Source organism: Flavonifractor plautii ATCC 29863 (assembly GCF_000239295.1).
Taxonomy (GTDB): domain Bacteria; phylum Bacillota; class Clostridia; order Oscillospirales; family Oscillospiraceae; genus Flavonifractor; species Flavonifractor plautii.
Genome location: NZ_JH417656.1, coordinates 1 through 17,149, shown reverse-complemented (window position 1 = coordinate 17,149; position 17,149 = coordinate 1). Strand labels below are relative to the sequence as shown.

General features: G+C 61.1%; 16 protein-coding genes. All 16 read right to left on the bottom strand.

The features are described from left to right. Positions 1–77 precede the first annotated feature (77 nt). Positions 78–845, bottom strand: a complete 768-nt coding sequence (locus HMPREF0372_RS02690) for a fumarylacetoacetate hydrolase family protein (protein ID WP_007488755.1) — start codon at positions 843–845, stop codon at positions 78–80. After that, a complete protein-coding gene (gene yihA, locus HMPREF0372_RS02685) occupies positions 842–1,441 on the bottom strand; it encodes a ribosome biogenesis GTP-binding protein YihA/YsxC (RefSeq protein WP_007488752.1) in 600 nt (199 codons plus the stop codon). Before yihA ends, HMPREF0372_RS02690 begins: the two co-directional genes overlap by 4 nt. Positions 1,442–1,450: 9 nt before the next feature. Continuing rightward, on the bottom strand, positions 1,451–3,862 hold the full coding sequence (gene lon / locus HMPREF0372_RS02680; protein WP_007488750.1) for an endopeptidase La: 2,412 nt from the start codon (positions 3,860–3,862) through the stop codon (positions 1,451–1,453). A gap of 84 nt (positions 3,863–3,946) precedes the next feature. Further along, positions 3,947–5,263, bottom strand: coding sequence for an ATP-dependent Clp protease ATP-binding subunit ClpX (gene clpX / locus HMPREF0372_RS02675; RefSeq protein ID WP_007488748.1), 1,317 nt, complete (start codon positions 5,261–5,263; stop codon positions 3,947–3,949). Positions 5,264–5,336: 73 nt separating this feature from the next. Beyond that, positions 5,337–5,918, bottom strand: a complete 582-nt coding sequence (gene clpP / locus HMPREF0372_RS02670; RefSeq protein WP_007488747.1) for an ATP-dependent Clp endopeptidase proteolytic subunit ClpP — start codon at positions 5,916–5,918, stop codon at positions 5,337–5,339. 103 nt (positions 5,919–6,021) lie between these two features. After that, positions 6,022–7,443, bottom strand: coding sequence for a trigger factor (gene tig / locus HMPREF0372_RS02665; protein ID WP_007488746.1), 1,422 nt, complete (start codon positions 7,441–7,443; stop codon positions 6,022–6,024). Between the two features lie 120 nt (positions 7,444–7,563). Next, positions 7,564–8,244, bottom strand: coding sequence for a metallophosphoesterase (locus HMPREF0372_RS02660; RefSeq protein WP_007488745.1), 681 nt, complete (start codon positions 8,242–8,244; stop codon positions 7,564–7,566). Then, entirely contained in the window at positions 8,245–9,732 is a 1,488-nt protein-coding gene (gene thrC / locus HMPREF0372_RS02655) for a threonine synthase (RefSeq protein ID WP_007488744.1), read from the bottom strand. Then, positions 9,720–10,685: a dipeptidase gene (locus tag HMPREF0372_RS02650; RefSeq protein WP_007488743.1), complete on the bottom strand. Its 966-nt coding sequence runs from the start codon at positions 10,683–10,685 to the stop codon at positions 9,720–9,722. The genes thrC and HMPREF0372_RS02650 overlap by 13 nt, the downstream gene beginning before the upstream one ends. 12 nt (positions 10,686–10,697) lie before the next feature. Next, complete coding sequence (locus HMPREF0372_RS02645; RefSeq protein WP_007488742.1) at positions 10,698–11,069, bottom strand: YraN family protein; 372 nt, start codon at positions 11,067–11,069, stop codon at positions 10,698–10,700. Beyond that, complete coding sequence (locus tag HMPREF0372_RS02640) at positions 11,066–11,680, bottom strand: ribonuclease HII (protein WP_007488740.1); 615 nt, start codon at positions 11,678–11,680, stop codon at positions 11,066–11,068. The genes HMPREF0372_RS02645 and HMPREF0372_RS02640 overlap by 4 nt, the downstream gene beginning before the upstream one ends. Then, on the bottom strand, positions 11,667–12,551 hold the full coding sequence (gene ylqF, locus HMPREF0372_RS02635; RefSeq protein WP_009256908.1) for a ribosome biogenesis GTPase YlqF: 885 nt from the start codon (positions 12,549–12,551) through the stop codon (positions 11,667–11,669). Before ylqF ends, HMPREF0372_RS02640 begins: the two co-directional genes overlap by 14 nt. Before the next feature lie 123 nt (positions 12,552–12,674). Beyond that, complete coding sequence (locus HMPREF0372_RS02630; RefSeq protein WP_007488736.1) at positions 12,675–14,606, bottom strand: amidohydrolase family protein; 1,932 nt, start codon at positions 14,604–14,606, stop codon at positions 12,675–12,677. A 330-nt stretch (positions 14,607–14,936) separates the two neighbouring features. Further along, positions 14,937–15,278 carry a 50S ribosomal protein L19 gene (gene rplS / locus HMPREF0372_RS02625; RefSeq protein WP_007488735.1) on the bottom strand — a complete coding sequence of 114 codons (342 nt, stop codon included), beginning with the start codon at positions 15,276–15,278 and terminating at the stop codon, positions 14,937–14,939. A 137-nt stretch (positions 15,279–15,415) separates the two neighbouring features. Next, on the bottom strand, positions 15,416–16,015 hold the full coding sequence (locus HMPREF0372_RS02620; protein WP_007488734.1) for a site-2 protease family protein: 600 nt from the start codon (positions 16,013–16,015) through the stop codon (positions 15,416–15,418). Further along, a complete protein-coding gene (locus tag HMPREF0372_RS02615) occupies positions 16,016–17,041 on the bottom strand; it encodes a M23 family metallopeptidase (RefSeq protein ID WP_007488733.1) in 1,026 nt (341 codons plus the stop codon). Positions 17,042–17,149 lie beyond the last annotated feature (108 nt).

Genomic DNA, 17,149 nt, shown 5'->3' with positions numbered 1-17,149 from the left:
CGTGTCAATTATAGCAAATTTCCAGGAGAAACTCAAGGAAAAGCGGCGGAGCCCTCCCCTGAGCGTCCGCCGTCCTCTCATACAATGGTGTTGCATAGGATTCCGATGCCTGAAACCTCCACCTCTACTGTATCGCCTGGTTGCATGGGGCCCACACCGGCGGGGGTGCCGGTGGCGATCACGTCCCCCGGCTCCAGGGTCATGGAGGCGGTGATGAAAGAGATGAGCGCCCGCACACCAGTGATGAGCTGCTCTGTCCTCCCCTGCTGCACCACCTGACCGTTCAGTCGGGTGGTGATGGTCAGGTGTTCCGGGTCCACCTCGTCGGTGACGACGGGCCCCATGGGGGCAAAGCCGTCCATATTTTTGCCGCGGGCCCACTGGCCGTCCGCCTTCTGGACATCCCGGGCGGTAATATCGTTGAGGCAGGTATAACCCAGCACATAGTCCAGTGCCTCCTCCTCCGGCACATCCTTGGCACGCCGCTTCATTACCACGGCCAGCTCTCCCTCGTAATCCAGCCGCCCTACAAAGTCCGGGGCGTGAACCTTCCCCAGGTGGGAGTTGAGGGCGTTGGGGGCCTTGAGAAACAGGGTGGGCCGGTCGGGGGTGTTGGAGGCATCCAACATGGACTTCATTTCATGGATGTGGTCGAAATAGTTCTTTCCAATGCAGACAATTTTTGTGGCCTCACAGGGAGCCAGGAGGCGGCAGCCGGACAGGGGCAGGCTCTCTCCGTCATAACGGACACCCTCGAAGGGCGGCTCTGTCAGAGTGTGCACCACATCGCCGTGGAGCACCCCCCACACGCCCCTTCCTTCTCGCAGCAGTTTGACGAATCTCATACACTTCCCTCCGCGTGCTCCAGGATCAGATTGAGCAGCTCCTGTTTGCCGTCTCCCTTCTCAGCCGAAAAGGGAATCAGCTTTACAGACTTGTCCAGCTCAAGAGTTTCCCGGATGCGCGCCAGGTTCGGCTCTATGTCGCTCTTGCGCAGCTTATCCAGCTTGTTGGCCACAACCGCAAAGGGACGGCCGCTGTTCCTGAAAAACTCCGCCATGGTGCAGTCGTCCGCCGTGGGCTTGTGCCGGGCATCCACGATCATCAGTCCCAGGGTCATCAGGGAGTTGTCCGCGAACCACTCCTCCATCAGGCGGCCCCAGCGGGCCTTCTCCGCCTGGGACACCTTGGCGTAGCCATAGCCGGGGAGATCCACCAGGTAGAAGGCGCCGTCGATCAAAAAGTAGTTGATGTGGGTGGTCTTGCCAGGCGCCGCGCCCACCCGGGCAAAATTCTTCCGGTTGAGCAGCCGGTTGATCACCGAGGACTTGCCCACGTTGGAGCGGCCGGCAAAGGCCACCTGCGGCAGGCGATCCCGTGGGAAGTCCCCGGCCTTGGCCGCGGAGCGCACAAACTCCGCCTTCTGTAAATTCACATTCATGTCAATTCCTCACTGTCGGAAGGTGGGTACTTCCCGGCTCCGGGAGCCGGACTCAGGGGGCGGGAGCGCGTCGTCCCGAAGGGGGTCGCATGTCTTCAGCTCCAGCGCCTCGGCCAGCACCGAATCCACCTGCTCCACCGGAACAAAGTGCAGAGCGGCCCGGACGGTGGGGTCGATCTCCTCCAGATCCGGCACATTGTCCGCCGGCAGGAACACGGTTTTGATGCCGCTGCGGTAGGCGGCCATGGTCTTCTCCTTCAGGCCGCCGATGGGTAGCACTCTGCCCCGTAAAGTAACTTCACCTGTCATTGCGATCTCCCGCCTCACCGGCGCGCCGGTGAGGGCGGACACCATGGCGGTGGTGATGGCAATGCCGGCGGAGGGGCCGTCCTTGGGCACTGCTCCCTCCGGGAAGTGGACGTGAATGTCCTTCGTCTTGTAAAAATCCGCCTCGATTCCCAGTTGGGCGGCGCGGCTGCGGATGTAGGACAGGGCGGCCTGGGCGGACTCCTTCATGACGCTGCCCAGGTTGCCGGTGAGCTCTACCTTGCCGGAGCCAGGCACCACGCCCACCTCTACCTCCAGGATCTCGCCCCCCACCTGAGTCCAGGCCAGGCCGTTGACCACGCCTACCTGCTCCGTCCGGGGCAGCCGCTCCGGGTGATAGCGGCGGATACCCAGATAGTCCTCCAGGTTATCTCCTGTGATGTGAATCGACTTTACACCATTTGACACAATGGCCATAGCCGCCTTCCGGCATAGTGCCCCCAGCTTCCGCTCCAGAACACGGACGCCGGCCTCACGGGTATAGCCCCGAATCAGCTCCCGGATGGCGTCGTCGGTCAGCCTGAGCTGGGCCTTTGCCAACCCGTGGCGTTTCAGCTCCTTGGGCAGCAGGTGCCGCTTGGCGATCTGCAGCTTCTCCTCATCGGTATAGCTGGTCAGTTCAATGACCTCCATCCGATCCAGCAGGGGCCGGGGGATGGTATCCAGGGTGTTGGCGGTGGTGATGAAGAGCACGTCGGAGAGATCGAAGGGCACCTCCAGGAAATGGTCGCGGAAGGTGCTGTTCTGCTCGGCGTCCAGCACCTCCAGCAGGGCCGAGGCGGGATCGCCCCGCTGATCATTGCCCAGCTTGTCGATCTCATCCAGCAACAGCAGCGGATTACAGCTCTCAGCCTGCTTGACGGCGGCAATGATGCGGCCCGGCATGGCCCCCACATAGGTCTTGCGGTGGCCGCGGATCTCCGCCTCGTCATGGACGCCGCCCAGGGAGATACGGGCCAGCTTACGGTTTAAGGCCCGCGACATGCTCATGGCGATGGAGGTCTTGCCCACGCCGGGAGGCCCCACCAGGCAGAGGATCTGTCCCTTCAGCCCGGGGGCCAACTGCTTGACCGCCAGGAACTCCAAAATGCGCTCCTTGACCTTCTCCAGGCCGTAGTGGTCGGCGTCCAGCACCTTGCGGGCCGCCTCCACGTTGACTCGCTCCTTGGTGTGCTTGCCCCAGGGCAGCTCCAGCACGGTATCCAGGTAATTGCGCAAAACGGTGGCCTCGGCGGAGCCAAAGGGCTGCTTCTCCAGGCGGCCCACCTCTTTCGTAAGCTTGTCCGCCACCTCCTGGGGCAGCTTGGCCTTGGCGATGCGCTGGCGGTACTCGGCAATCTCGCTGTCGCCGCCGGCCCCCTCCTCCCCCAGCTCCTGCCGGAGAACCTTGAGCTGCTCCCGCAGAACATAGTCCCGCTGGCTGCGGGTGAGCTGCTCCCGCACCTTGCCCTGCATCTCCTGTTCCAACTCCAGAATCTCCACCTCCCGGCGGAGGCTCTGGCACAGGCGCTCCAGGCGGCGCACCGGCCGCAGCTCCTCCAGAATGGCCTGCTTGTCCCCCGTGCGCATGGGCAAGTTCTGAGCAATGTAGTCGGCGATGTAGCCCGGGTCCTCACTGGAGAGCACCGAGAGGAGCACATCGGGGGTCATCTTGGGAGCCAGCTCGATGAACCGCTCGAACAGCTCGTAGGTCTGGCGAATGAGGGCCTCCGTTCGTGTGGAACGGCGGACCGGCTGTTCCGCCGGAAGCTCCTCCACCAGGGCGTTCAGGTAGGGCGTGGTCTTGGGCAGAAGGCACAGCCGCCCGCGGCTGACCCCCTCCACCATCACCCGCACGTTGTCTCCGGGCAGGCGCAGAATCTGGCGCACATTGCAGATGGTCCCGATGCTGTAAAGGTCTTTTTCCTGCGGGCTTTCAACGGCCAGCTCCCGCTGGGCCACCAGGAAAATCGGCTGGCCTGAGGCCATGGACTCGTCCAGTGCCTGAATGGACGCCTGCCGTCCCACATCGAAGTGGAGCAGCATCTGCGGAAAGACGGTCAGCCCCCGCAGGGCCAGAGCAGGCATAGTTTGCTGCCGGTTCAGTTCTTCCATCACACATTCACTTCCTTCCAGGGCAGGGATTTGATGCAGAATGGGGCGAGGGATGCTCCCCCGCCCCACCGGTTCAGTTGCTGTTTAAGAGACATTTCCCTTGGGGGATACGCCCCCCTGCTCCGCATGGAGAGCGGCACCGCCAAGACGGGGCCGCTGGGTGCGGTCGGGATCGTGCTCAACGGCGGGGGAAACGTGTTCTTTCACGCTCTCAGCCGTAATCGTCACCCGGGTGATCGTTGGATCGGAGGGCACCTCGTACATCAGAGGGGTCATTACCTCCTCCAGCACGGCCCGCAGGCCGCGGGCGCCGATGCCGCGCTCGATGGCCCGGTCGGCGGCAGCCTCCAGCGCCTGGGTATCGAAGTCCAGCTCCACCATGTCGTACTCCAACAGCTTCTGGTACTGCTTCACCAGGGCATTCTTCGGCTCGGTGAGGATGCGCACCAGTTGTCCCTTGTCCAGAGCGTTCAGGGTGGTGATCACCGGCAGGCGGCCCACCAGCTCCGGGATGATTCCGAACTTGAGCAGATCGTGGGGCTGTACCTGCTTGAGCACCGAGGTAGTATCCCGCTCCTTCTTACTCTGGATGTCCGCGCCGAAGCCAATGGTCTTTTTGTTCAGGCGCTGCTCGATGATCTTCTCCATCCCGTCGAAAGCGCCGCCGCAGATGAAGAGGATATTCTTGGTGTTGATCTGGATGAACTCCTGGTGGGGATGCTTGCGGCCGCCCTGGGGCGGAACGTTGGCCACAGTACCCTCCAGGATTTTCAGCAGGGCCTGTTGCACGCCCTCGCCAGACACGTCGCGGGTAATGGAGGTGTTCTCACTCTTGCGGGCGATCTTGTCGATCTCGTCCACGTAGATGATGCCGCGCTCAGCCAGCTCGATGTCGTAGTCGGCAGCCTGCACCAGTCGCAGGAGGATGTTCTCCACGTCGTCGCCCACATATCCGGCCTCGGTGAGGGTAGTGGCGTCGGCGATGGCGAAGGGCACCTTCAGAATCCGGGCCAGGGTCTGGGCGAACAGGGTCTTGCCGCAGCCCGTAGGCCCCATGAGCAGGATGTTGCTCTTCTGGAGCTCCACGTCCTCCCCGCCGCCGAAGTAGATGCGCTTATAGTGGTTGTAGACCGCCACGGACAAGGCGATTTTAGCGTCCTCCTGCCCGATGATATACTGGTCCAGCACGTCGCGGATCTCCCTGGGGGTGGGGATCACATCGGGGATGTCCGGCCCGGCCTGCTCCTCGGGATCGTAAGTGTCGTCCAGAATGCTCATGCACAGGTGGACACACTCGTTGCAGATATAGGCGCCCGGACCGGCGATGATGCGGGCGACCTGTTCCTGGTGCTTGCCGCAGAAGGAACAGCGCACGGATTTGCGCTCGTCATTTTTCGGCATGGTTTGCTCCCTCAAGTCTTTCTAAGGCTCAGAGGGAGCGGGGCGTTTGCTTCCCCGCTCCCTCTGTTGGATTTTATCGCGTATAAATGACCTTGTCAATCAGGCCGTACTCCTTAGCCTCCTCGGCGGACATGAAATTGTCGCGCTCGCAGTCGGCTGTAACCACTTCCAGCGGCTTACCGGTGTTGTCCGCCAGAATGTGGTTCATGCGCTTTTTGATAATCTCCAGGCGCTTCAGGTGGATGGCCATATCGGTGATCTGTCCCTGAGTGCCGGCGGAGGGCTGATGGATCATGATCTCCGCGTTGGGCAGAGCCAAGCGCTTGCCCTTGGCGCCGGAGGAGAGCAGAAACGCGCCCATGCTGGCAGCCATGCCGATGCAAATAGTGGATACATCGCACTTAATATACTGCATCGTGTCATAAATGGCCATACCGTCGGTGACGGAGCCGCCGGGACTGTTGATGTAAAACTGGATGTCCTTGTCCGGGTCCTGGGCCTCCAGATACAGCAACTGGGCCACCACCAGGCTGGCCGTGGTGGCGTTGACCTCTTCTCCCAGGAACACAATGCGGTCGTTCAGCAGGCGGGAAAAGATGTCATAGGAACGCTCGCCGCGGTTGGTCTGCTCTACTACATAAGGAACTAGGCTCATAATGAAGGATCTCCTTTAATTTTGATGTCGGGGTGCAGGGCGCCCCACCATCCTACCGCAGACGGGCAGGCTCACAAACAGAGTATGCCCATCGTTTGGAAACTTATTCCTCCGTCTTCTCCACGGCCGCCTCGGCGGTCTCCTCCACCTTCTTGCGGGAGGTGCCCTTGCGGGCGGTCTTCTTGGGCTTCTCCTCGCCCTCGGCGCTCTCCTCCGCCTTCTTCTTGGCGGACTTCTTCTTGGCGGGGGCCTTGCCGACCTTGGCGCTGTCGTAGACCACGTGCTCAGCCTTGTGGTAGCTCTGCTCCTTGCGGATGCTCTCGGCATCCACCGCGGCCTTCACCTTGTCCACATCCATGTGATACTGCTCGGCCAGACGCTTGTACTCCTCCTCCAGCTCCTCGTCGGAGATGGTGATATTTTCGGCAGCCACAATGGCGCCCAGCGCCAGCTCACGGCGCACCCGCTCCAGAGCAGCGGCCTTGGCCTGCTCCCGCATGATATCCATGGTCATGCCGGTCATGGCCAGATACTGGTCAAAGGGGATACCCTGGGCCTGGATGCGCTGGGCCATGTCGTTCACCAGGTTATCGGCCTCATACTCCACCATAGCGTCGGGAATCTCGACCTCCATGTTGTCCATAACCTGCTCCATCAGAGCGGCCTCGAAGTCACGCTGGTTCTGAGTCTCGCGGCGTTCCTTCAGCTTCTCACCCAGATCCTTTTTAAAGTCGGCGAGGGTATCGAACTCGGACACATCCTTAGCGAACTCGTCGTCCACCTCAGGCAGCTCCTTGGCCTTGACCTCGTGAACCTTCACCTTGAAAACGACTGGTTTGCCGGCCAGTTCGGCGGCATGGTAATCCTCGGGGAAGGTGACGTTCAGCTCCTTCTCGTCGCCGGCTTTGGTGCCCACGAGCTGCTCCTCGAAGCCGGGAATAAAGGAACCGGAGCCCAGCTCCAGGCTGTGGCCCTCGGCCTTGCCGCCGTCGAAGGGCTTGCCGTCCAGGAAGCCCTCGAAGTCAATCACCACAGTATCGCCGTTCTCGGCCGCCCGCTCCACGGTCACCATGCGGGTGGCACGGTTGATGAAGGGCTTGAGCTCGTTGTCGATGTCCTCATCAGAGATGGCGACCTCGCCCTTCTCAGCAGTCAGGCCCTTGTACTCGCCCAACTTCACCTCGGGTCGGACGGTGACCAGGGCCTTGAAGGTCAGGCCCTCCTTGCCCACATCCACGATCTCCACCTTGGGCCACGCCACGGCATCCAGCTTCTCCTGCTCAATCGCCTGGGCATAGGCCTCGGGGTACAAGTCGTTGATAGCATCCTCATAAAACACGCCGGAGCCGTACATGCCCTCGATGATCTTCCGGGGGGCCTTGCCCTTGCGGAAACCGGGCACGCTGATCTTGCCGCGCTGCTTCTTGTAGACCTTCTCGACAGCGGCCTCGAACTCCTCCTTGCCGATCTCGATCACCAGCTCGACGGTGCTCTTCTCCTGCTTCTCGACGCTCTTGACATTCATGTTGTTTACTTCCTCCTGTCAGCCCTGTCCCGCCGCGCATCGGCGGTATACGGGGCCATCTTTCGCGTTATCCGTTATATACTAGCAGATATGCGTCAAAATTTCCATACCTTTTTTCAATTATTCACAGATTTTTTGCGGGCGAAACCCCACATAGTCTGCGGAGACCAGATAATAGGCCACGTCTCCCTGCCGTCCTTCCACGGCCAAGCGGTGGCTGCCGCCGTGGAGATGGCCGTAATAGCAGCGCTCCACGCCGTACTGCTCCAGCAGGGCAATGATCTCTGGACAGCGGTAGCCCTGGTAGAGGGGCGGATAGTGGAGAAAGCACAGCTTGGGCCGCTCCCCCGCCGCCTTCAGCGACGCCTCCAAGCGGATCAGCTCCCGCTTGAACACCTTCTGGTCGCCGGTCTCCTCATAGAACCAGCCCCGGGTGCCGCACAGGGCGTAGCCCCCGTATTCATAGCAGTTGTTGTGCAGAATGCGGAGGGTGGAAAAGCCGCTCTCCGCAAAAAAGCGGTTCATCTTGGCGGCGGTGTTCCACCAGTAGTCGTGGTTTCCCTTGAGCAGCAGCTTCCGCGCCCCAGGCAGGGCGTCCAGGAAAGCGAAGTCCTTCTTTGCCTCCTCCAGACTCATGCCCCAGGACAGGTCGCCGCAGAGCACCACCGTATCCTCCGGCCCCACCGCCGCGAAGCCCTTCTGCAGCTTATCCACATAGCCCTCCCAGCCCCCGCCAAACACGTCCATGGGCTTATTGGAGGACAGGGAGAGGTGGGTGTCCCCGATTGCGTAGAGAGCCATTCAGCGCAGCATCTCCAGCACCTGGTCCACCATGTGCTCTTTGGTGACGCTCCGGCCAAAGCGGACCGTCTTGTCCTTCAGGACAGCCAGGGGCGCCGGGACGGGTACGCCGGTCTGCTGGGAGAGCTGGTCCAAAATGGCCGTGCCGGCGGCCAGCTCGCTCACGCCCAGGGCGCCCAGCACGCTGTCACAGAACTTGAAGGGGCTGGCGGTGGACACCACCACGGTGGGGGTAGTGTCACCAGTATCCCGCCGGTACTGGTCGAGCACGTCAAAGGCCACGGCGGTGTGGGGATCGATCAGGTAGCGGTGCTCCTGCCACATGCGGCCGATGACCTTCTGTGTCTGATCGTCGTCGCAGAAACCGGCGGCGAAAAGCTTCTCCAGCCTGCCCTTGATGGCGGGGCTCACCTCATACCGCCCGGACCGGGCCAGCTCCTCCATATACCCGCGCACCTCGGCGTCGTCGTGGTTGGACAGGGAGAAGAGCAGCCGCTCCAAGTTGGAGGAGATCAGGATATCCATGGAGGGGGACATCGTATTGTAGAAGGTGCGGTTGCGGTCGTACACGCCAGTGCACAGGAAGTCGGTCAGTACATTGTTGCTGTTGGAGGCGCAGATGAGCCTGCCGATGGGCACACCCATCTCCCTGGCGTAGTAGGCGGCCAGAATGTTGCCGAAGTTGCCGGTTGGGACGCAGACGTTGATCCGCTCCCCCTTCTGAATCCGCCCCTCCCGCAGAAGGTCACAGTAGGCGGAGATGTAGTAGACGATCTGCGGCAGGACGCGGCCCCAGTTGATAGAGTTGGCCGAGGAGAGGAAAAAGCCGCGGCCGGCCAGCTTCTCCCGCAGGGCCTCGTCGGAGAACAGGCGCTTGACACCAGTCTGGGCATCGTCGAAGTTGCCTGCCACGGAGCAAACCCCTACGTTGTCTCCCTCCTGGGTGTTCATCTGCAGCTCCTGAATAGCGGAAACACCGTCCTTGGGGTAGAACACCAAGATGCGGGTCTTGTCTACGTCCTTGAAGCCCTCCAGGGCGGCCTTGCCCGTGTCACCGGAGGTGGCGACCAGGATGCACACCGTCTTCTCCTCTTGGTTTTTCACCAAGGAGGCGGAGAGCAGGTGTGGCAGCATCTGCAGGGCCATGTCCTTGAAGGCGCAGGTGGGGCCATGCCACAGCTCCAGACAGTAGGTGTTTTCGTCCACCGCCCGAACGGGTGCCACCTCCTTCACATCGAACTTCTCTCCGCCGTAGGCCTTGTCCGCATAGGCAGACAGCTCAGAGGCCGTGAAATCGTCCAGATAGGAGTTCATCACATAGACGGCCCGCTGCTGGTAGGACATGTCCCGCATGGTGTCCAGGGCGTTGTGGGACAGCTTTGGAAATACCTCGGGGGTCATCAGGCCGCCGTCCGCAGCCAGTCCCTGGGCGATTGCCTCCGCCGCCGTGCGCCGGTCTTCCTTGTTCCTCGTGCTTACATAGTACATACTTCGCTCACAACCCTCATCAGATTCTCAAAAAACAGGGCGCGCACCAGCGCCTCGCTGTAATTCCGCTGCAGCAGCCGCTCCCACAGCCGGTCCAGATCCTGAATACCCGTGATCCCCTCCGGCAGGCTGGAACAGCCGTCCAGATCGCCGCCCAAAGCGACGGTCCGCTCGCCCCCCAGCTCCAGCCAGTGCTCCAGGTGGGCGATGGCGGTGTCCAGGTCGGCCCGCTCCCCCAGGAAGTTGGCGTAGAGGTTAAGGCCAACCACTCCGTTGTGGTCTATTATGGCAGTAAATTGCTCATCGGTCAAGTTCCTGGGATGAGAAAAGACCGCCCGGGCATTGGAATGGCTGGCAAAAAAGGGGCCGCTCAGCTCCTCCACCACGTCCCAGAAGCCTGGATCCGACAGGTGGGACACGTCCACCAGCATGCCCAGCCGCTCCATTTTGCGGACGAACGCCCTGCCCTGAGGCGTCAGCCCCCGCTCCGGCTCCTCTGCATTCGTGCCGGAGAGGGCGTTGACGTGGTTCCATGTGGGGTTGACGGCCCGAACCCCCATGGCGTGGGCCTCCTCCAGCCGCTCCAGGGAGCAGTCCAGCAGCTCCGCCCCCTCCACCGAGAGGAAAGCCGCCCTCCGCCCCGACCGAAAGGCCGCCTCCGCCTCCGCGCCTGTGCGGCAAAAGGCTGCCAGATCGGCATTGGCCGCCATTTCCCGCTCAAAGAGCGCGTACTCCTCCAGAAAGAGCTCCCGGTGGGTTTTCCCGCTGAGATCCCGAACCGGGGTGGGCTCCGGCTCTCCGAACAGGGCGAAAAACTGGGCGCAGCGGCGGTATTTCCCCATACGCTCCAGATCCACATGGCCGTCGTTCCGGCGCAGGCCTCCGCCGGAGAGATAGCGCAGAAACACCGCGTCACAGTGTCCGTCAAACAAATCAATTGCATACCGCTCCATCTGGAACTCCCCCTAAAATGCATTTTCAAGCCAGGTGATCCGGGGGCGGCGGGTGGCGGTGCCCTGGGGGGCGTAGATCTCCGCCACGTCAAAGCGGGGCTGGCGCGCCTCCTCCGGGTGCTCCGCCAGATAGAGCTCCGCCGTGGCGCGCAGGCGGGCCTGCTTCCGGCGATCCACCGCCTCCCGTCCGAGGGCAAAGCGCTCCTCCGTCCGAAGCTTTACTTCTATAAAGGATAAATACTTGTCAGTAGCTGCTATGAGGTCAATTTCCCCAAACCGGCTGCGGTATCCGGCCGCCAAGACCTTCCAGCCCTTTCGCCGCAGCTCCGCCGCCGCCAGCGCCTCCCCCCAGCGGCCCAGCAGCTTTGCCTCTCCCCCGCTCACAGCTTCTTCAAAAAGGTCCGCCGGTGGATGGGACAGGGGCCGTACCGGCGCAGCAGCTCATAGTGCCGCTTGGTGCCGTAGCCCTTGTGGCGCTCGAACTCATATTCCGGGTAGCGTTCCGCCATCTGCTCCATATAGCGGTCCCGGCTCACCTTGGCCAGGATAGAGGCTGCGGCGATCGAAGCCGAAAGGCTGTCTCCCTTTACAACCGTCTGGTGCTCCAGGAGGATAGCCGCCGTTTTGCCGTGGTCCCGGTTGCCGTCGATCAGCGCAAAGCCGGGTGCGGGCTCCAGGCGGTCGATGGCCATCTGCATGGCCTTAATGCGGGCGCTGAGGATATCGGTGGCGTCAATCTCCTCGGCCTCTACCCGGGCCACCGCCCAGGCCACCGCCACGGTTCGGATCGTGTCGTACAGGGCATCCCGCCGCTTGGGCGTCACCTGCTTGGAGTCGTTGAGTCCCTCAATGGAGCACTCGGGGGGCAGAATGACCGCCCCGGCGTAGACCGCGCCGGCCAGCGGGCCCGCCCCCGCCTCGTCACAGCCGCACACCAGGGCGATCCCCCTCGCCCAGCAGGCCCGCTCCAGCGCCCAGCGGTCAATCTCTGCCATGGGCCGCCTCCCGGCTCTCCAGATCTTGGGGCGTCTCAAATGTCAAGTTTCCCAGCTTGCCGGAGCGGTACTCGTCCAGAAGCACCTTCGCCATGCGCTCGGTGTCCACCTCGCCGCCAGAGATCCGGAAGCCCCGCTTTTTGCCGCAGAGCTCCAGCAGCTCCCAGCCAGGCAGCCCTGGGTCAGCCTCCAGCTTATACCGCTCGGCCAGCGCCTGGGGGTAGCGCCGGGCCAGCAGCTCAATGAGGTGACAGGCCAGGGTCTCCAGATCCATGATTTCGTCCTTTACAGCGCCAGTAAAGGCCAGATGGATGCCGGTAGTCTCGTCCTCAAACTTGGGCCAGAGGATGCCTGGGGTATCCAAAAGCTCCAGCCCGGCATCCACACTTACCCACTGTTTGCCCCGGGTGACGCCCGGCCGGTTGCCCGCCTTGGCGGACTTCCGCTTGGCCACCTGGTTGATGAAGGTGGACTTTCCCACGTTGGGGACCCCCACCACCATGGCCCGCACGGGGCGGCCCACCAGCCCCTTGGCCTTCCACTGCTCCAGCTTCTCCTTCAGCGCCTGCCGGATGACGGTGGAGAACTGGCCAACTCCCTTGCCGTCTCTGGCGTTGGTCTCCAGCACCGCCCAGCCCTGTCTGCGGAACCAGTCAGTCCATACCCGGTTCATGGCCGGATCGGCCTGATCCGCCCGGTTGAGTACGATCAGGCGGGGTTTCTCCCCCACCAGTTCGTCAATATCAGGGTTACGGCTGGAGATAGGGATGCGGGCGTCTATGATCTCCGCCACCAGATCCACCAGTTTGAGATCCGCCTGGATCTGCCGCCTGGTTTTGGTCATATGGCCAGGATACCACTGAATATTCACGCGTTCACCCTCTCTACCGAATATTCTTGTATTATACACAATGCTCCGGTATTTGAAAAGGGCAAAGACGCATAAAAAGTGCCCGGCCAATGGCCGGACACTTTTTAGCGGCTTTGGATCGTACTATTTGAGCCAGCCGATGGAGACGCAGTTACTGGGTGCATACCAGGTCACGTTGCGGCCCAGGCCCTCAAAGAGGGCGCGCACGGCGACATACTCTACGCCGTCCACAGTCTTGACGGGCAGCTTAACCGACTTGCCATCCAGCGTAACCAGAACGCTGGAGCCTTCTGTGCGCTTTTCTGCACTGATACCGTTCACAATGTCGTTCAGAGGAACCCAGATTTTCCCGGGCTCCACAACTAGCTTGTTGTTGAAGGACTGAACCAGGCCATTCCACATCACTGTGGGAACAGAGGCATCCTTGCGGTAGACCTCCTCACCTCCGGAGACGGTAAGCAGCACTTGGGTGTCCTTGATGTACTCTGCGGGGCAGGTCATCAGATCACGGTCAATCACTGCAAAGTCCGCCAGCTTGCCGACCTCCAGGGAACCCTTGATATCCTCATTGAACTCTGCATAGGCAGACCAGTTGGTAAAGGAACGCAGGGCCTCCTCACGGGTCATGGCCTCTTCAATATGCCAGCCGCCCTTTGGCTCACCCAGGCGGTTGGTGCGGGTCACGGCTGCATAGATACCGTGGTAGGGGTTTACCAGCTCGACCGGAGCATCGGAGCCGTTGGGAATCACACTGCCCTTGTCCAAAATGGTACGCCAGGCATAGGCCCCCTTGATGCGCTCACTACCCACGCGATCCTCCGCCACCAGCATGTCAGAGGTAGCGTGTGTGGTCTGCATAGAGGGCAGAATTCCCAGGCTGATGGCGCGGTCAATGTCAGCGGGCGCCACAATCTGGAAGTGCTCAATGCGCAGACGGTGGTCATCCCGGGGATTGGCCTTGATGGCTGCCTCATAGGCGTTGATCATCTGGTTGTTGGCGCCGTCACCGATGCAGTGGGTCGCAATCTGATAACCGGCGTCATAGGCCACCTTAACGACTTCGTTCACCTGTTCCTGTGTATAGCGGTAATCGCCGATATGGCCCTCACGGTCGGAGTAGGGTTCCAGCATGGCGGCAGAACGGGCACCCAAAGACCCATCCGCAAACATTTTTACGCAGCGCAGACTGAGATGATTGTTGTATAAAGGCTCGTAATTCTCATTGTCAATGGGATGGCTCTTCAAATACTCGGCGGTCTCTCCTGCGGCAGATGTGTGGGAAATCATCCCGTAGACGCGCAGCTTCAACTCTCCGGACTCATACAGGGGTACAAAGACCTCGTTATATACCTCAATGCTGTTGCCTGCATCCATCGCAGAGGTCAGCCCATAAGAGAATAGCTGCTCTTGCGCTTTCAGCAGGCCTTCCTGCATCTGCTCCACCGTCAGCTCTGGAATCAGCTCCCGGATGGGATTCATGGCGGTATCGGTCATACAGCCCAGCAGCTCTCCATTTGCATTCTTCAGGTACTCGCCGCCCTGGGGATTTGGCGTATCGGGGGTAATCCCAGCCAACTCGATGGCCTTGCTGTTGGCCCAGCCCATATGCCCGCATGCCCGGGTCAGGAATACTGGGTTGTTTGGGGCAACCGCGTCCAACTCCTCCTTTGTAGGGTAGCTGGTGTCCTCCCATACTGTGTTCATCCAGCCGCGGCCCTGGATCCACTCCCCTGGCTTTGCCTGTTCGGCGGCCGCCTTGACTAGATCCAAAATCGCCTGCTTGGGCATCCAGAAGCAGTCCAGATTCATCAGACTGCTGCCCAAGCCAGCCACGTGCATATGTCCCTCCACCAAGCCTGGAATGACCGTCTCTCCACCCAAATCGACAACCTTGGTATCGGGACCGATGTAAGCCTCCACACCGGCCTCACCGCCTACATAGACCAGGCGGTCGCCTTTGATCGCCAGCGCGGTGGCCTTGGAAAATGCCTCATCCACAGTATAGATGTTTCCGTTGCGGTATACGCTGTCGGCAGCCTCTGTACCGGCTGCCATTGCAGGGAATGCTGAGAGAAGTGTAGCGAGGACTAAGCATGCGGCGAGAGCTTTACAAATGCGTCTGCGTGACATTATGGTTCCTCCCTCATCATATTCTTCTTTCTGAATTCCTGGATCAGCGTGCGGCCCCCTACCCTCCTTCCAGTCTTCATGATCACAGCGTATCACATTTTATACATCATATCAAGGAAAAACGCAAATTAAATTTGTTATTTTTCACATATTATACTCCGCGGTATAGAGATGTGAGCCTCAGTATTGCAGAAGAAATACTTATAAAAAGGCTGTGGAGAGGCAGTTGCCTCTCCACAGCCCAATATCCAAGACTCAGATGCGCTCCTTGACCTTAGCGCTCTTGCCCACGCGGTCGCGCAGGTAATAGAGCTTCGCGCGGCGGACCTTACCCTTGCGGACGGTCTCGATCTTCTCAATGGTGGGAGCGTGGATGGGGAACACCTTTTCCACACCGACGCCATAGGAGATGCGGCGCACGGTGATGGTCTCCTCGATGCCGCCGTGCTTCTTGGCGATGACGGTGCCTTCGAAGACCTGGATACGCTCGCGGTTTCCTTCCTTGATATGGACGTGAACGCGGACGGTGTCGCCCACTTCCGCCACAGGGGGCTCGGCTTTCAGGTACTTGTTGTTAAACGCCTGCATGAGATCCATTTTAAAACTTCCTCCTAGTTTATAGGTGTTCTTGCAGCCATGGATGCCGCCTACCTTTGGCGGCGGCCGCAGAGGACCACCCTTTATTGAGACTGCAATAGTTTACCACAAGTCTCAACGGATTGCAAGCAGAATTTTCATCCCATCCGTGTCCCTCGGCATGGTTTGGCTGCAGGCGGCACCAGCAGCCAAACCGCGGTAATGAGCAGAGTGAGGTTTCCCCTCCCCTGCCAGAGCAGCAGCAGCGCTCCGAGAACCAGCCCCACTGCCAGCGCGGAGGAGAGCACCCGCAGCAGCCGTTCTGCCCGTTCCTCCGAGGTCAGCAGCGCCAGGATACACCAGAGGATGCGCCCGCCGTCCAGTTGGACAGCGGGCAGCAGATTGAATGCGGCCAGCGCCAGATTGAGCCCAGCAAAGCAGTACGCACCCTCCGTCCCAAGCCCGGCCGCCATCCGGGCGGCCAGCAGATTGACCGCCGGACCAGCCAGCGCAGCGGCTATCTGCTGCCAGCAGCCCAGCGGACAGCGAGCGGAGAGACGCATCTCCGCGCCGACACAGGTGATGCGCAGGGCGGTTACCCGCCCGCCCAGGGCCCGGATGACCAGCCAGTGGCCCAGCTCATGCAGGGCACAGGCACAAAAGGCCATCAGCAGTACACCCTGTTCATCCAAATAGTAGAGCGCCGCCCCCAGCAGCAGCGCGCCTGCGCTGATTTCAACTCGTTTCCATCTCAGCATTCAGTTCGTCTCGATATAATAGAGCGGGTTGAGCAGCACTCCGTTCAGCTTCAGCTCAAAGTGCAGATGGGGCCCCGTGGAATTGCCGGTGGCACCCGAGAGGGCCACCCGCTCTCCCGCCGCCACGGTCTGCCCCTGCTGAACCAGCAGCTCGCTGCAATGGGCATAAAAGCTTTTCAGCCCTCCAGGGTGGCTGAGCTGGAGGTAGAGACCGTAAATCGGGCTGTCGCCGATATAGTCTACGGTTCCGTCGGCAAAGGCCAGAACATCCGTTCCGTCGTTCACTGCCAGATCCACGCCGTTGTGAAATTTCTCACCACCGTCTACTGGGTGTTCCCGCCAGCCAAAGTCGGATGATACCCACCCCAGCGCCGGAGTTACCGTCTCCCCCACGCCCAAGGCGTTCAGATTGTAGCGGTCCATGGTGGCGTTGTCCGGGAGCGTGGGACCGTTGTACTCTACATGGACTACGGCCGGCTCCGGCGTGGCGGTGGGAACCGGAGTGGGTTCCGGTACGGTATTGGGCTCCGCTGGTTCTACAGCGACCGGCTCCGGCTTCCCAGCCTCCCCCAACCAGTGGCTCACCGCATCCTCACGTGCGGGGAAGCCGCTGAGAAATGCGGCCTGGGCGCGGAACAGGGGCGTGCTCACCTGTCCCTCTCCGTCCGGCACCGTGACAGCCTCTCCGCCAAAGACCTCCACCCAAAGGTCCCCCAGGGTGTCCAAAATCGGTTCCCCCTCGGAGATCGACCGGCCCAGGCTCGCAAACGCAGCTTTGAAATCCGTGTCGGCCTGAATAGCGCTCAAAACAGTCTCCCGTACCTCCGCGAGCTTTCCTGGAAATACTCCTTTTCCGATAAATACCACCAGAAACAGCGCCAGACATACTGCCAACTGCGCCATCCGGCGCTTCTCACGCGGACCCAGCGCCACGCTGCCCTTTTTTCTCCGGTGGGACAGCGCCGGCCTATGCCCGCCCGTCCGCTCCTGCCTCCGCTTTTCCCACTTTTGATAGGCCGTTTCCATCGCGGCATCTTCCCTTCTGTACGCATTTCACAGCATGTATATGCGGACGTGCCTTTTGCTATGCGGAGAAGATTTCCTGTAGGTTTGTCAAACATATTGGACGGTGAA

Coding starts and splice junctions, on each gene's coding strand:
- HMPREF0372_RS02690 (WP_007488755.1), bottom strand. CDS start 845: ATGAGATTCGTCAAACTGCTGCGAGAAGGAAGGGGCGTGTGGGGGGTG.
- yihA (WP_007488752.1), bottom strand. CDS start 1,441: ATGAATGTGAATTTACAGAAGGCGGAGTTTGTGCGCTCCGCGGCCAAG.
- lon (WP_007488750.1), bottom strand. CDS start 3,862: ATGGAAGAACTGAACCGGCAGCAAACTATGCCTGCTCTGGCCCTGCGG.
- clpX (WP_007488748.1), bottom strand. CDS start 5,263: ATGCCGAAAAATGACGAGCGCAAATCCGTGCGCTGTTCCTTCTGCGGC.
- clpP (WP_007488747.1), bottom strand. CDS start 5,918: ATGAGCCTAGTTCCTTATGTAGTAGAGCAGACCAACCGCGGCGAGCGT.
- tig (WP_007488746.1), bottom strand. CDS start 7,443: ATGAATGTCAAGAGCGTCGAGAAGCAGGAGAAGAGCACCGTCGAGCTG.
- HMPREF0372_RS02660 (WP_007488745.1), bottom strand. CDS start 8,244: ATGGCTCTCTACGCAATCGGGGACACCCACCTCTCCCTGTCCTCCAAT.
- thrC (WP_007488744.1), bottom strand. CDS start 9,732: ATGTACTATGTAAGCACGAGGAACAAGGAAGACCGGCGCACGGCGGCG.
- HMPREF0372_RS02650 (WP_007488743.1), bottom strand. CDS start 10,685: ATGGAGCGGTATGCAATTGATTTGTTTGACGGACACTGTGACGCGGTG.
- HMPREF0372_RS02640 (WP_007488740.1), bottom strand. CDS start 11,680: ATGGCAGAGATTGACCGCTGGGCGCTGGAGCGGGCCTGCTGGGCGAGG.
- HMPREF0372_RS02630 (WP_007488736.1), bottom strand. CDS start 14,606: ATGGCAGCCGGTACAGAGGCTGCCGACAGCGTATACCGCAACGGAAAC.
- rplS (WP_007488735.1), bottom strand. CDS start 15,278: ATGGATCTCATGCAGGCGTTTAACAACAAGTACCTGAAAGCCGAGCCC.
- HMPREF0372_RS02620 (WP_007488734.1), bottom strand. CDS start 16,015: ATGCTGAGATGGAAACGAGTTGAAATCAGCGCAGGCGCGCTGCTGCTG.
- HMPREF0372_RS02615 (WP_007488733.1), bottom strand. CDS start 17,041: ATGGAAACGGCCTATCAAAAGTGGGAAAAGCGGAGGCAGGAGCGGACG.